The 13,912-nt window shown below is 73.6% G+C and carries 10 protein-coding genes; 7 read left to right on the top strand and 3 right to left on the bottom strand.

Translation table 11 applies throughout. The features are described from left to right. The first annotated feature begins 85 nt into the window (after window positions 1-85). The 5 genes from ACIRQF_RS17060 (at window position 86) to ACIRQF_RS17040 (ending at window position 5,820) form a co-directional block, all read left to right on the top strand. Window positions 86-1,018, top strand: coding sequence for an ABC transporter permease (locus ACIRQF_RS17060; RefSeq protein WP_376638804.1), 933 nt, complete (start codon window positions 86-88; stop codon window positions 1,016-1,018). Continuing rightward, window positions 1,018-1,812 carry an ABC transporter permease gene (locus tag ACIRQF_RS17055; protein WP_382478020.1) on the top strand — a complete coding sequence of 265 codons (795 nt, stop codon included), beginning with the start codon at window positions 1,018-1,020 and terminating at the stop codon, window positions 1,810-1,812. The genes ACIRQF_RS17060 and ACIRQF_RS17055 overlap by 1 nt, the downstream gene beginning before the upstream one ends. A 36-nt stretch (window positions 1,813-1,848) precedes the next feature. Beyond that, window positions 1,849-3,267, top strand: a complete 1,419-nt coding sequence (locus tag ACIRQF_RS17050; protein ID WP_404092995.1) for an NAD(P)/FAD-dependent oxidoreductase — start codon at window positions 1,849-1,851, stop codon at window positions 3,265-3,267. A gap of 125 nt (window positions 3,268-3,392) precedes the next feature. Next, window positions 3,393-3,917, top strand: a complete 525-nt coding sequence (locus tag ACIRQF_RS17045; protein ID WP_404092993.1) for a hypothetical protein — start codon at window positions 3,393-3,395, stop codon at window positions 3,915-3,917. 97 nt (window positions 3,918-4,014) lie between these two features. After that, window positions 4,015-5,820, top strand: a complete 1,806-nt coding sequence (locus ACIRQF_RS17040) for a chitinase (protein WP_404092990.1) — start codon at window positions 4,015-4,017, stop codon at window positions 5,818-5,820. Here the strand turns inward: ACIRQF_RS17040 and ACIRQF_RS17035 are convergent. The 3 genes from ACIRQF_RS17035 to gabT all read right to left on the bottom strand — a co-directional run bounded on the left by ACIRQF_RS17035 (window position 5,805) and on the right by gabT (window position 8,701). Then, the gene (locus tag ACIRQF_RS17035) at window positions 5,805-6,467 is read right to left on the bottom strand and encodes a hypothetical protein (RefSeq protein WP_382478024.1); all 663 of its coding nucleotides are present in this window, start codon (window positions 6,465-6,467) and stop codon (window positions 5,805-5,807) included. The two genes, ACIRQF_RS17040 and ACIRQF_RS17035, sit on opposite strands and share 16 nt — an antisense overlap. Window positions 6,468-6,486: 19 nt before the next feature. Next, on the bottom strand, window positions 6,487-6,942 hold the full coding sequence (locus ACIRQF_RS17030) for a phosphatase PAP2 family protein (protein ID WP_404092988.1): 456 nt from the start codon (window positions 6,940-6,942) through the stop codon (window positions 6,487-6,489). 424 nt (window positions 6,943-7,366) lie between these two features. Further along, complete coding sequence (gene gabT / locus ACIRQF_RS17025) at window positions 7,367-8,701, bottom strand: 4-aminobutyrate--2-oxoglutarate transaminase (protein WP_376637516.1); 1,335 nt, start codon at window positions 8,699-8,701, stop codon at window positions 7,367-7,369. 269 nt (window positions 8,702-8,970) lie between these two features. Between gabT and ACIRQF_RS17020 the strand changes: the two genes are divergently transcribed. Further along, window positions 8,971-11,496, top strand: coding sequence for an ATP/GTP-binding protein (locus tag ACIRQF_RS17020; protein WP_404092985.1), 2,526 nt, complete (start codon window positions 8,971-8,973; stop codon window positions 11,494-11,496). A 584-nt stretch (window positions 11,497-12,080) separates the two neighbouring features. Continuing rightward, window positions 12,081-13,697 carry a PucR family transcriptional regulator gene (locus ACIRQF_RS17015; RefSeq protein ID WP_404092983.1) on the top strand — a complete coding sequence of 539 codons (1,617 nt, stop codon included), beginning with the start codon at window positions 12,081-12,083 and terminating at the stop codon, window positions 13,695-13,697. Window positions 13,698-13,912: the final 215 nt, after the last annotated feature.

Raw genomic sequence — 13,912 nt, 5'->3', positions numbered from 1 at the left:
CACACGGGGCCACCGGCCCGCAGCCGACGACGATGCCCGGGCCTCCGAGCCTCGCGGGCGGAGAAGCGAACGAAGGAGACGGGGTATGAGCGCGACCCTCGTGAAGGAGGAGGCGGCGCCGCCGGCCGAGGAGCCGGTGCTGCGCAAGCCCTCCACGCGCAAGCGGCTGGTGCCGTACTGGCTGCTGCTGCCCGGCATCGTGTGGCTGCTGGTCTTCTTCGCGCTGCCGATGGTCTACCAGGCCTCGACCTCGGTCCAGACCGGCTCGCTGGAGAAGGGCTTCGAGGTCACCTGGCACTTCCAGACCTACTGGGACGCCTTCCAGGAGTACTGGCCGCAGTTCGTCCGCTCGCTGCTCTACGCGGGCACCGCGACCCTGCTCTGCCTGCTGCTCGGCTACCCGCTGGCGTACCTGATCGCCTTCAAGGCCGGGCGCTGGCGGAACCTGCTGCTCGTCCTCGTCATCGCGCCGTTCTTCACCAGCTTCCTCATCCGCACGCTGGCCTGGAAGACGATCCTCGCGGACGACAGCCTGGTCGTCGACGCGCTCAACACGCTGCACGTCCTCGACGTGACCGGCTGGCTCGGCTGGACCGAGGGCGACCGGGTGCTCGCCACCCCGATGGCGGTGGTCTGCGGTCTCACGTACAACTTCCTGCCCTTCATGATCCTGCCGCTCTACACCTCCCTGGAGCGGATCGACGGCCGGCTGCACGAGGCGGCGCAGGACCTCTACGCCTCGCCCGCCACCACCTTCCGCAAGGTGACCTTCCCGCTCTCCATGCCGGGCGTCGTCTCCGGCACGCTGCTCACCTTCATCCCGGCGAGCGGTGACTACGTCAACGCCGAACTGCTCGGCTCGACCGACACCAAGATGGTCGGCAACGTCATCCAGTCGCAGTTCCTGCGGGTCCTGGACTATCCGACGGCCGCCGCCCTGTCGTTCATCCTCATGGCGATCGTGCTGCTCATGGTCACCGTCTACATCCGCCGGGCGGGAACGGAGGACCTGGTCTGATGCGTTGGATCCGACAGCACCTCGTCGTGATCGCGGGCCTGCTCACGCTCGCCTACATGATCCTGCCGAACGTCGTGGTCATGGTGTTCTCGTTCAACAAACCGAACGGGCGCTTCAACTACGCGTGGCAGCAATTCTCCCTGGACGCCTGGAAGGACCCCTGCGGCGTCGCCGACATGTGCGAGTCGCTCACGCTCTCGCTCCAGCTCGCCGCGTGGGCGACCGTCGGCGCGGTCGTCCTCGGCACGATGATCGCCTTCGCGCTGGTCCGCTACCGCTTCCGGGCGCGCGGCGCGATCAACTCGCTGATCTTCCTGCCGATGGCGATGCCCGAGGTCGTCATGGCCGCCTCGCTGCTCACCCTGTTCCTGAACATGGGCGCCGAGCTGGGCTTCTGGACGGTCCTGATCGCCCACATCATGTTCTGTCTGTCGTTCGTCGTGACGGCGGTCAAGGCGCGCGTGATGTCCATGGACCCGCGCCTGGAGGAGGCCGCGCGCGACCTCTACGCGGGACCGGTGCAGACCTTCCTGCGGGTCACGCTGCCGATCGCGGCGCCCGGCATCGCGGCCGGCGCGCTGCTCGCCTTCGCGCTGTCGTTCGACGACTTCATCATCACCAACTTCAACGCGGGCTCCACCGTGACCTTCCCCATGTTCGTCTGGGGCTCGGCACAGCGCGGAACCCCCGTTCAGATCAACGTCATCGGCACCGCGATGTTCGTCCTTGCGGTACTGGTGGTCGTGGCCGGGCAAATCGTTACGAACCGGCGTAAGAAGACAGCAACGGCCTGACCGGCAGCCGGTCAGGCACCGAAGGAGTTGGAAACCATGGCCCCAGTCGCCATGCGTCTCGCTGCACAATCTCTCTCCGACGCCCAGCCCGTCCCCTTCTGGCTGGAAGACCCCGGCAAGCCCGGAGCCCTGCCCGCCCTCGCCGGCCCCGAGCGGTGCGACCTGCTCGTGGTGGGCGGCGGCTACAGCGGACTGTGGACCGCGCTCCTCGCCAAGGAGCGCGACCCCTCCCGGGATGTCGTCCTGCTCGAAGGCCGCGAGGTGGGCTGGGCCGCCTCGGGCCGGAACGGCGGCTTCTGCGCCGCCTCGCTGACACACGGCCTCGGCAACGGACTCGCCCGCTGGCCGGGCGAGCTCGCCAAGCTGGAGCGCATGGGCGAGCAGAACCTCGACGCCATCGAGGAGGCCGTCTCCCGCTACGCGCTGGACTGCGACTTCGAGCGCACCGGCGAGATCGACGTCGCCACCGAGGCCTATCAGGTCGACGAGCTCCACGAGGTGTACGAGGAGGCCGACCGGCTCGGGCTGGCCGGCGGCCTGGAGCTCCTGGACCGCGACGCGCTCCGCGCCGAGGTCGACTCGCCGACCTTCCTGGGCGGCCTCTGGGACCGCCGCGGCGTCGCCATGCTGAACCCGGCGAAGCTGGCCTGGGGGCTCAAGCGGGCCTGCCAGGACCTGGGCGTGCGGATCTACGAGAACACCCCGGCGCTCGACCTGGTCCCGGCGGGCGGCGGCATGGCCGTGCGCACCCCCTACGGCCGGGTCGCGGCCCGCCGGGTCGCCCTCGGCACCAACGTCTTCCCCTCGCTGGTCAAGCGGGTGCGGCACTACACCGTCCCGGTGTACGACTACGCCCTGATGACGGAGCCGCTGAGCGCCGAGCAGCTGGCCGCCGTCGGCTGGAAGAACCGGCAGGGACTCGGCGACTCCGCCAACCAGTTCCACTACTTCCGGATCACCGCCGACCACCGCATCCTGTGGGGCGGCTACGACGCCGTCTACCGCTTCGGCGGCAAGGTGGCGGCGGAGATGGACCACCGCCCGGAGACGTACCTCAAGCTGGCCCAGCACTTCTTCACCTGCTTCCCGCAGTTGGAGGGCCTGCGCTTCAGTCACGCCTGGGGCGGCGCGATCGACACCTGCTCGCGCTTCTCGGCCTTCTTCGGCACGGCGCACCAGGGCAAGGTGGCGTACGCGGCCGGCTACACGGGGCTCGGCGTGGGCGCGACCCGCTTCGGCGCGGACGTGATGCTGGACCTGCTGGCCGGGGAGCGGACCGAACGGACCGAGCTGGAGATGGTGCGGTCCAAGCCGCTGCCGTTCCCGCCGGAGCCGATCGCCTGGGCGGGCATCGGGCTCACCAAGTGGTCGCTCGCGCGCGCCGACGAGAACGGCGGACGACGGAACCTGTGGCTGAAGACCATGGACCGACTGGGGCTCGGCTTCGACAGCTGACCCTGGTGGTGTGACGCAGGTCACAACTCGCGGGTAAAGGAACCCGCGTCATAGTCGCGAGGGAGCGCCCTCTCTCCGTGTGGACACCGCAAGCGGCGGGTCCCTGCGGAGAGAGGGCTTTCGTGATGACGGGTACGGGGACGGGTTCGGGACTCGGGGCGGGTTCGGGTGGCGGTCCGGGCGGCGGGCCGGCGGTCAGGGCCGTGGTGGAGTGGCTCGCCTCGGTCGCGCCGGACCCCGAGGCCTGCCGCTGGGAGTGGGAGCGCAATCCGCACGGGGTCGCGCTGCTGCCCGCCGGCCGCCGCTGGGACGTGCTGATCCTGCCGGCCCCGCTCGGGCGTCCCACCCTCGACGTGCTGGCCCGGCTCGTGGACCGGCCCGGTCCGGTCCTGGGTGACCTCGACGACGCCCGGACGGGCTTCTTCGTGCCGCCGGGCACCGCCGCGCGCTGGCTCGGCACCGGGGTGCGCGGTGCAGGTGCCGGGTCCTGGATCGTCGTCCCGCATCCCGGCCGGGTGGCGGGCGGCGTGCGCTGGCTGGTGGCGCCGGACGCGGCCGGCACGCTCACGGACACCGCGCTGCTCGAACGGGCGATGCACGAGGCCGCGGCCCTGCTCGCCCGCGGGGGAGGGGGGATCGGAGCGGTCTGACCGGAGGTGCCTTCCGTGCAGAGGTCTTGACCACTCGATTGGTCTGGACCATGCTGTGGCGCGCTCCACTCGATTCCCCCCATGCCCGGAGGCAGTTGTGGACCGCACCAGACCCCTGACCCTCGCCCTGGCGGGCCTGCTCGCCGCCGGCGGCCTCGTGGCGCTGACCCCCTCGGCCCACGCCGCCGACACCGAACTCGCCCGCAACGGAGGCTTCGAGTCCGGACTCGACGGCTGGAGCTGCACCGCCGGCAGCGGCGCCGTCGTCGGCAGCCCCGTGCACGCCGGGGCGAAGGCCCTGCAGGCCACCCCGGCCGGCAGCGACAACGCCAAGTGCTCCCAGACCGTCACCGTCAAGCCGAACTCCACCTACACGCTGAGCGGTTGGGTCCGCGGCAGCTACGTCTACCTCGGCGCCTCCGGCACCGGCACCACCGACGTCTCCACCTGGACCCAGTCCGCCCCCGACTGGCAGCGGCTCACCAGTACCTTCACCACCGGCCCCTCGACGAGCTCGGTCACGATCTACACCCACGGCTGGTACGGCACCGGCGCCTACGTCGCCGACGACCTCTCCCTGCTCGGCCCCGGCGGCGACCCGGTCCGGACACCCGCCACCCCCACCGGCCTCACCGCGGGCGCGCCCACCTCCACCTCGGTGACGCTGACCTGGCCGGCCGTCGCCGGCGCCGACTCCTACAAGGTGTACAAGTCCGGCGCTCTGCTCGCGACCGTCACCGGCACCTCGTACACCGCCACCGGTCTCGCGCCCGCCACCGCCTACAGCTTCCAGGTCTCGGCGGCGAACAGCGCGGGCGAGTCGGCCAGGTCGGCCGCCGTCGCCGTCACCACCACCTCGGGGGGCGGCGGCAACCCCGGCGGACAGCTGCCCGCCCACGCCCTCGTCGGCTATCTCCATGCCAGCTTCGCCAACGGCTCCGGATACACCCGCATGACCGACGTCCCCGACTCCTGGGACGTCGTCAACCTCGCCTTCGGCGAGCCGACCTCGGTGACCTCCGGTGACATCCGCTTCAGGCTGTGCCCCGTGACGGAGTGTCCGAACGTCGAGTCCGAGGCGGACTTCAAGGCCGCCATCAAGGCCAAGCAGGCCGCGGGCAAGAAGGTCCTCATCTCCATCGGCGGCCAGAACGGGCAGGTCCAGCTGGCCACCACCGCCGCGCGTGACACCTTCGTCGCCTCGGTGTCGAAGATCATCGACGACTACGGCCTGGACGGTCTGGACATCGACTTCGAGGGGCACTCCCTCGCGCTCCAGACCGGCGACACCGACTTCCGCAACCCGACCAGCCCGGTCGTCGTCAACCTCATCTCGGCCGTGAAGGCCCTCAAGGCCAAGTACGGCCCGACGTTCGTGCTCACCATGGCCCCGGAGACCTTCTTCGTCCAACTCGGCTACCAGTACTACGGATCCGGTCCCTGGGGCGGCCAGGACCCGCGCGCCGGCGCCTACCTCCCGGTCATCCACGCCCTGCGCGACGACCTCACCCTGCTGCACGTCCAGGACTACAACTCGGGCTCCATCATGGGCCTCGACAACCAGTACCACTCCATGGGCGGCGCCGACTTCCACATCGCCATGACCGACATGCTGCTCACCGGCTTCCCGGTCGCCGGCAACACCGACCGCGTCTTCCCGGCCCTGCGCCCCGACCAGGTCGCCATCGGCCTCCCGGCCTCCACCCAGGCGGGCAACGGCCACACCACCCCGGCCGAGGTGAACAAGGCCCTCAACTGCCTGACGAGGAAGACCGACTGCGGCAGCTACCAGACCCACGGCACCTGGCCCGCCCTGCGCGGCCTGATGACCTGGTCGATCAACTGGGACCGCTACAACCAGTGGGAGTTCAGCCGCAACTTCGACGCCTACGGCTGGAGCTGACCCGCCGCGGCCTCCCGGTCGAGCCCCGACCGCCGCAGCGCCCGGACCATCGCCGGAAGGTCCGGGTCGCCGCGGTCCTCCGCCACGACGTGCGACGCCAGCAGGTCCGGCGTCAGCCGGCCCTCCTCGGCGGCGGCCATGAGGATCTCCGCCGCCGGCCGGTCGTACGCGACGAGATCCGCCAGCAGGCCCAGCGCCTCGCCCCGCTCGACGAACCGGCTCATCCCGCAGTCGAGGCCGTCGTCGTCGAGGTCGCCGGGGTACGCGGCGCGGGCCCAGGCCCCGTTCTCGTACCAGTAGACGCAGCCCAGTTCGTTGCCGGTGAGCCGGTAGCGCAGCTCCTCGTACGGAAGCCAGTCGGGGCCGCCCGCCAGCATGTCGACCGGAGGCTCGTACCACTTGCAGGCGCTGGACTCGTCCTCGCCGTAGAGCACGTAACGGCCCTCGCCCATCCGCGAGAACGTCCACCAGGTGCAACCGCAGTCGTCGAGATGCAACCCCTCGGCGTCGATCCAGACACCGGTCCGGTGGACACCCTCGCTCTCGGCCGCGGTCGTCGCGCGGACCACGGCGTTCAGCGCCCAGCGCGTCCAGAGGAGTTCGGGGGCCGGCAGGTCGGCCGGCAGGCCGGGGCGGTGGATCGTCATCTGCTCTCCCGTGCGTGTCTCAGGTGCCTGGAGGGCGACGGTACCGTGCGGCGACGACGGGCCAGCGCAGCAGCGGCAGGCACAGGGCGACCGATGCCAGCACGTCGAGGGGCCAGTGGAAGCCGCGCAGCACCAGGCCGGTGGCGGTCACGGCCGTCAGCAGGACGGCGAGGGGGAGCAGGCGCCTGGAGACGAGCAGGGCGGCGCCGACGTACGCCACCATCGCGGTCGCGGTGTGCCCCGAGGGGTAGTAGCCCTGCGCCCAGGGTTCGAGGGGGCCGGGGCGGGCCGTCCAGAGCTTCAGCGGGACGACCAGGAGCGGGACGAGGGCCATCGCCAGACCCGCGCAGAGGGCGGCGGCGCGCCGGCCGCGCCGGACGGCGTACGCCATGGCGCAGGCCAGCACCGGCAGGGCGACGCTCATGTTGCCGAGGTCGGCGGCGGATTCGCTCAGGCCGCGCGGGACGGAGTCCACCAGGGCGCGGGAGAGGCGTTCGTCGAGGCGGGCGAGCGCGCCGTGGATGAGAACCTGCCACGTTACGACGGCGAGGGTGACGAGCGACCAGAAGACAGCCGGCCGCCCCGGAACAGGGGGGGTGGTTCCGGGGCGGTCGCCTGGACCGGACTGCCGCGCGCCCCGGGGGGTGTGGGGCGGGCGGCCATCCGATCGGTGAGGAGTTCCGGTGCCCAGGGCTCCGGCGGTGTGCGCGACGGCACGGTGTGGGCGGGGCTGGGGAGGCTCCGCCCGGGGTGTTTCTCTCATCTGCGGAAACCGTACGGCACGGAAGTGGGGACCGACAGCAGGAACTCCATCCCGCCATCGGCCCCCCACAGCTTCTTCACACGGGGTGTCAGAAGCCGCTGTCCGTCCGTCCGATCATCGGTCCGGTGAACCGACGTCAGATCTGCGCGAGCGCGGCCTCGATGACGTCCAGACCCTCGTTGAGCAGGTCCTCGCCGATGACGAGCGGCGGCAGGAAGCGCAGCACGTTGCCGTAGGTGCCGCAGGTGAGGACCAGGACGCCCTCGTTGTGGCAGTACTTGGCGAGCCCGGCGGCGGCCTCGGCGAACGGCTCCTTGGTCGCCGGGTCCTTCACGAGCTCGATGGCGATCATGGCGCCACGGCCGCGGATGTCGCCGATGATCGGGAACTTCTCCTGCATGGCCGTGAGGCGGCCCTTCATGACCTCCTCGATGCGCTTGGCCTTGCCGTTGAGGTCGAGCTCCTTCATGGTCTCGATGGCGCCCAGCGCACCGGCGCACGCGACCGGGTTGCCGCCGTAGGTGCCACCCAGGCCGCCACCGTGCACGGAGTCCATGATTTCGGCGCGGCCGGTCACGGCGGCGAGCGGCAGACCGCCCGCGATGCCCTTGGCGGTGGTGATGAGGTCCGGGACGATGCCCTCGTCCTCACAGGCGAACCACTGGCCGGTACGGCAGAAGCCGGCCTGGATCTCGTCCGCGACGAAGACGATGCCGTTGTCGTTGGCGAACTTCACGATCGCCGGCAGGAAGCCCTTGGCCGGCTCGATGAAGCCGCCCTCGCCGAGCACCGGCTCGATGACGATCGCGGCGACGTTCTCGGCGCCGATCTGCTTGGTGATGTTGTCGATCGCCTGCGCGGCGGCCTCGGGGCCGCAGTTCTCGGCACCGGTGGGCCAGCGGTAGCCGTAGGCGACCGGCACGCGGTAGACCTCGGGCGCGAACGGGCCGAAGCCCTGCTTGTACGGCATGTTCTTCGCCGTCATGCCCATGGTGAGGTTGGTGCGGCCGTGGTAGCCGTGGTCGAAGACGACGACGGCCTGGCGCTTGGTGTACGAACGGGCGATCTTGACCGCGTTCTCGACGGCCTCGGCGCCCGAGTTGAACAGCGCGGACTTCTTGGCGTGGTCGCCCGGGGTCAGCTCGGCCAGGGCCTCGCAGACCTCCACGTAACCCTCGTACGGCGTCACCATGAAACAGGTGTGGGTGAAGTCCTGCAGCTGCGCGGAGGCGCGGCGCACGACGGCCTCGGCGGAGGCGCCCACGGACGTCACGGCGATGCCGGAGCCGAAGTCGATCAGCAGGTTGCCGTCGACGTCCTCGATGATGCCGCCGCCCGCGCGCTTGGTGAAGACGGGCAGCGTGGAGCCCACGCCACCGGCGACCGCGTCGAGACGACGGGCCTGAAGCTCCTGCGACTTCGGGCCGGGGATGGTGGTGACGACGCGCCGCTCCTGCGGGACAGCGTTCATGCGGGGCTCCTGGGGGTGTTCTGGACGCACTTGCGGGTTTCCTCCGCAGGCTAGGCGCGGCCGGGGACCCGGCGCATGCTACGGATGGGAGTGGTCCCGGCGTTTCCTTGTCCGTATCGGCCATACGCGCCGTAGTCAGGACCGTCTCCACGTCATCGGCCTGATACGGGGCATGATCCGCACGCGAGGCCCTAGATTGGGGCGTCGGACGCGGCACGGTGCGCGACGGGACGTGCGCGGCAGAGTGAAGGGGCCAGGGGGCAGGGGTCATGGAGTTCGAGGGCACGCAGGGCTCGCGGGGCACGCACGACGGCCGCCCCCGCGCCGATCAGGTCCCCCGCCCGGCCGGCCCGCCACCGATGCCGTCCACACCGCCGACCGCGCCGCCGTCCACACCGCCGGCCGCGCCCGAGGGCGCCCCCGCGACGGCTGCGGGCGCATCCCCGACGCCCGCCGGGGCGCCGGCCGGGCCCGGGGGGCCCGCCGTCCCCGTGGGGCCGCCGACCGTCCCCGCCGGGGCGCCGGGAGCGTCCGCCGGGGCGCCGGCCTCCGCCTCCCCGTCCCCTTCCGCCGGGGTCTCCCTCGCCGACTGGCTCCGCACCCCGCGGCCTGCCGCCGGGCCCGGTATCTGGCGGTACGGGCACGTACCCCGGCCCGACCGCGAGCCCGCCGAGACGCCGCTGCGATCGGTGCTCTCCGGCGCGGTGATCTCCTTCCTCGCCTGCGTCCTGCTCTGGTCGCTGCTGCGCAACGGCTACATCCCGTACTGGAGCGTCCTGCTCAAGCTGTTCACCCCCGACGACTGGTGGCACCCGCTGGGCGGCGGGCCGCAGGCCGGGACCGGCGGCGTGCTCGCCCTCGCCGTGTACGAGCTCGTGCTGTTCTCCGGCGTCTTCTACGGACTCGGGCGCTTCGGCCGCTGGCCGTACGCCTGGCGCCGGCTCACCCAGGAGCGCGGCCGCGCCGCCCAGATCCTGCTCGCCGCCGTCGCCGGGCTCGTGACCGTCGCGCTGGTCCGCGGCGGCTGGATCCCCGTGAAGGGCGTCGTCTACGCCCTCCTGCCCTACGAGCGGGGCACGCCCACCGCCGCGTACGCGAACCAGGAGATGGTCGAGACGGCCGACCTCTTCGTGACCGTGGCCGCCGCCCTGCCCTTCGTCTGGCTCGCGCTGCGGCGCACCGGCGGCCCCGCCGCCGCGGCCGCCGCGCGGATGCCGGCCGCCGATCCGGCCGCGCCCGACCTCGCCGACTGGCCCGAGCTGCGGGCTGCCGGGCTCTCCGAGGCCGCCGACCGGCTCGCCGCCGAGGGCGCCGCCGGGCGCATGAACGACGTCGACCACACCCGTATCCGCGCCGCCTGGGACACCGCCCGCGGCGCCCCCGACCGGCAGGCCGCCTTCGTCCAGGAGGTCCGCGCCCGCGGCGCCGCCGCCTTCCTGCACCCCTCCGGGGCGCGACAGCTGCCCGGCCGGGCGGCCGCGCACGACCTCAGCCTCCGGCAGGTCCGGCTCGGCACCGTCGCCGACGTCGCCCGCAACCCGTACCCGCGCCGCGGCACCCGCCTCGCCGTCGACCCCGCCGTCCTCGGCACCTCGATGCTGGTCGTCGGCCCCTCCGGCAGCGGCAAGACCACCCGGCTGCTCCGCCCCGTCGTGGAGTCCCTCGCCCTCCAGGCACTCGCCGGACAGGCCGCCGTCGTCACCGTCGGCCCGGCCGGCGCGCCGCTCGGCCCGGACGAGGCGTACGACGTCGTCATCCGGGTCGGCGACCCGAACTCGCCGCACGACCTCGACCTCTACGGTGGCACCGGCGACCCCGACCAGGCCGCCGCCCTGCTCGCCGACGTCCTCGCCGACGACACCACCGACCCCCGGCGGGCCGCCACCGCACTCGCCCAGCTGCTCGGACCGTTCCACGCGGTCCACGGGCGCTTCCCGTCGATCCCCGAACTCCGCGAGCTCCTCGACGGCGCGCCCGCCCCGCGCCAGGCGCTCCGCGCCGCCCTGGAACGGGCCGGTCATCCGTCCCTCGTCCGCGAACTCGACGCCCGCGAACGGCAGGACGGCACCGCGGGCGACCCCGCCGGCGCGCTCGCCGACCGGGTCGCCCTGCTCGACCGGCCCGCGTTCGCCGGCTTCTTCGACACGACCGGCCACGGGCAGCCTTTCACCATGCGCGCCCTCGAACACCCCGTGCGGGTGCGCATCGACCTGCCCGAGACCGGCCACGCCGAGGCCTCCCGGCTGCTCGCCCGGCTCGTCCTCGCCCAGTTCCTCGCCCGCGCCGTCACCCGCACCGACCGGGCGCGCTTCGCCTGCCTCGTCCTCGACGACGCCGCCCACACCCTCACCGCCGGGACCCTGCGCGGCCTGCAACGGCTGCGCTCGGCGAACGCCGGGGTCGTGCTCGGCCTGCGGAGCCTCGACGACGTCCCCGAGCACCTGCGCACCCCGCTGTTCGGTGCGGTCGGCTGCCGGGTCGCGCTGGCCGGCGTCACCACCTGGGACGGCAAGCGGTTCGCCGAGACCTGGGGGACCGAATGGGTCGAGACCCGGGACGTCACCAGCCGCACCGTGCTCGCCGACGAGCCTCTCACCCGCGTCATGCACACCCTGCGCAAGCTCGTCACCGGCCGGGCCGTCACCACGGACGCGGTGACCGTGCGCGAGGTCGAACGCGAACGCTGGTCCGCGTCCGACCTGGCCCACGCCGTCCCGCCGGGCCACGCGGTCCTGTCCCTGACCCACGTCCGCGGCGAGCACACCCCCCCGCTCCTGGTCGACCTGCGCGGTTGACAGCGGGACGCGGCGGCGGCGCCGGGGGAGACCGGCCGGGGCGGCGGGCGCCGGGCCGGGCGTACGGGGCGGCGCCCTGTACACCGGGCCCACGGGGCAGCGCCGGCCGTCGGGACGAGCGGGCCCGTGGCGCCACGACTGCCGGTACGTGGGCCGTCGGGGCCCGGGGTGGTCTCCGACCTACGCGCCGCGGGGCTGCCCCGTGCGCGCCCGGGCCGGTCGACGCGGCACGGGCGTGCGCCGTATGGGCGTCACGGACCGGGAGCCGGTCGCCGGGCCGTGCGCCGCTCGAACGAGGCGGCGCCGCCGGCCGGGGAGGCGGACGCCGGGCTCCGCGGCCCCGCCCACTCCCGGGGCCCGGCCCGGCAGCGGGCGCCGAGCGGCGAGCGGGCGCCGACCTGCGCAGCGGGCGCCGACCTGCGAGCGGACGCCGACCTGCGCAGCGGGCGCCGACCTGCGAGGCTGGGGGCGGGCCCCGGAACGGGCTGGCACAATCGGGGGCGCGCCGCCCCGACGGACGGCGCGGCCTCCCCACCCCCCACGCGCCTCCCTCCCCCCAGACCCCTAAGGTCCGACGGTCCCCAATGCCGCCCACCCTCGCCTCGCTCGTCCAGCACTCGGCGCTCAAGCTCACCGTCCGAGCCGGTGAGGACCGCCTCGACACCCCGGTGCGCTGGGCCCACGTCAGCGAACTCGCCGACCCCGTCCCGTACATGGAGGGCGGCGAACTGCTGCTCACCACCGCGCTCACCCTCGACGCCGAGGACCCGGAGGCGATGCGGCGCTACGTGCGGCGGCTGCTCGGCGCGGGTGTCGTCGGGCTCGGCTTCGCCGTCGGCGTCAACTACGAGGACATTCCCGCGGCGCTGCTCGAAGCCGCCCACGAGGAGCAGCTGCCGCTGCTCGAAGTGCCCCGCCGCACCCCGTTCCTCGCGATCAGCAAGGCCGTGTCCGCGGCCATCGCGGCCGACCAGTACCGGGCCGTGACCGCCGGCTTCGAAGCCCAGCGCGAGCTGACCCGCGCGGCGCTCGCCGAGGGCCCCGACGCGGTCGTCGCCCGGCTCGCGGCGCACGTCGACGGCTGGGCCGCGCTCTACGACACCTCCGGCGCCGTGCTCGCCGCCTCGCCCGAATGGGCGGCCCGCCGCGCCGCCCGGCTCACGTCCGACGTGGAACGCCTCCGCGAGCGCCCCGCGCCCGCCAGCGCCGTCGTCGGCGGCACCGACGACCGCGTGGAGCTCCAGTCCCTCGGCACCGGGCGTCGCGTGCGCGGCGCCCTCGCGGTCGGCACGGGCGCGCCGCTCGGCACGGCGGAGCGGTACGCGGTGCACTCCGCCATCGCCCTGCTCACGCTCACGACGGAACGCTCCCGCTCCCTCCAGGCCGCCGAGCAGCGGCTCGGCGCGGCGGTGCTGCGGATGCTGCTCGCCGGGCAGCCGGACCACGCCCGCGGCGTCGCCGGCGACCTGTACGGCGGCCTGCTCGACGCCCCGTTCCGGCTGCTCATCGCGGAGCCGGTGCCGACCGAGCCGAAGGAGGGCGAGACGCCGCTCGCGGTGTTCGCGGAGAACCTGGAGGCCGCCGCCGCCCGTGCGGGCGAGTCCGTCCTGACCGTGCCGGAGGGCCCGGAGGGCGGCGAACGGCTCGTCGTGCTGGCCGGCGACGGGGGAGCGGTCGTCACCGCGTGCGAGAGCTACGCGACGCGGGAGGCGGAGGACGCGGGGCTGGTCGTCGGACTCTCCGCGCCGACCGGCCCGATCGCTGCCGGCGCCGCCTACAAGCAGGCCGAGCAGGCGCTGTCCGTGGCCCGGCGGCGCGGCCGGGCCCTCGTCGAGCACGAGGAGCTGGCGGCCGGCTCCGTCCTGCCGCTCCTCGCCGACGACGCGGTCCGCGCCTTCGCCGACGGCCTGCTCCGCGCCCTGTACGAACACGACGCCACTGGCCGCGGCGACCTGGTCGCCTCCCTCCGGGCCTGGCTCTCCCGCCACGGCCAGTGGGACGCCGCCGCGGCCGACCTGGGCGTCCACCGCCACACCCTCCGCTACCGCATGCGCCGCGTGGAGGAGATCCTCGGCCGTTCCCTGGACGACCCGGACGTCCGCATGGAGCTGTGGCTGGCCCTGAAGGCGACGGGTGACGGTGGTACGACGGGCCCGGGCGCGGCGGGCGGGTCCTCGGGCGGGGCGACGCCGGGCGCCTGACGCGGGAGCTCGACCGCGCGGGCTCGACGGAGGGCGCCTGACGGCGGGGGCTCGGCGGAGGGCGCCTGACCGCGGGTGCCCGTCGGGATGCGCCTGCCGACGGGCGCCGCGTGGCGCAGACGCTGACCCATTGACCGCAGACGTCCGACGGCGGGGACCCCGACCGGCGCAGTCGCCCTCCCCGGCCCGTCGTTTCGCTCCCGACGCCCCGACGC

The sequence above is a fragment of the Streptomyces sp. NPDC101191 genome, assembly GCF_044767915.1.
GTDB lineage: Bacteria > Actinomycetota > Actinomycetes > Streptomycetales > Streptomycetaceae > Streptomyces.
Note: the sequence above shows the minus strand (reverse complement) of the source record. Positions and strands in the feature narration are given on the sequence as shown.

Excerpts from the sequence above, each read along its gene's own strand:
- ACIRQF_RS17045 (WP_404092993.1), top strand. The coding sequence starts at position 3,393 with ATGACGGGTACGGGGACGGGTTCGGGACTCGGGGCGGGTTCGGGTGGC.
- ACIRQF_RS17035 (WP_382478024.1), bottom strand. The coding sequence starts at position 6,467 with ATGACGATCCACCGCCCCGGCCTGCCGGCCGACCTGCCGGCCCCCGAA.
- gabT (WP_376637516.1), bottom strand. The coding sequence starts at position 8,701 with ATGAACGCTGTCCCGCAGGAGCGGCGCGTCGTCACCACCATCCCCGGC.
- ACIRQF_RS17060 (WP_376638804.1), top strand. The coding sequence starts at position 86 with ATGAGCGCGACCCTCGTGAAGGAGGAGGCGGCGCCGCCGGCCGAGGAG.
- ACIRQF_RS17020 (WP_404092985.1), top strand. The coding sequence starts at position 8,971 with ATGGAGTTCGAGGGCACGCAGGGCTCGCGGGGCACGCACGACGGCCGC.
- ACIRQF_RS17050 (WP_404092995.1), top strand. The coding sequence starts at position 1,849 with ATGGCCCCAGTCGCCATGCGTCTCGCTGCACAATCTCTCTCCGACGCC.
- ACIRQF_RS17055 (WP_382478020.1), top strand. The coding sequence starts at position 1,018 with ATGCGTTGGATCCGACAGCACCTCGTCGTGATCGCGGGCCTGCTCACG.
- ACIRQF_RS17015 (WP_404092983.1), top strand. The coding sequence starts at position 12,081 with ATGCCGCCCACCCTCGCCTCGCTCGTCCAGCACTCGGCGCTCAAGCTC.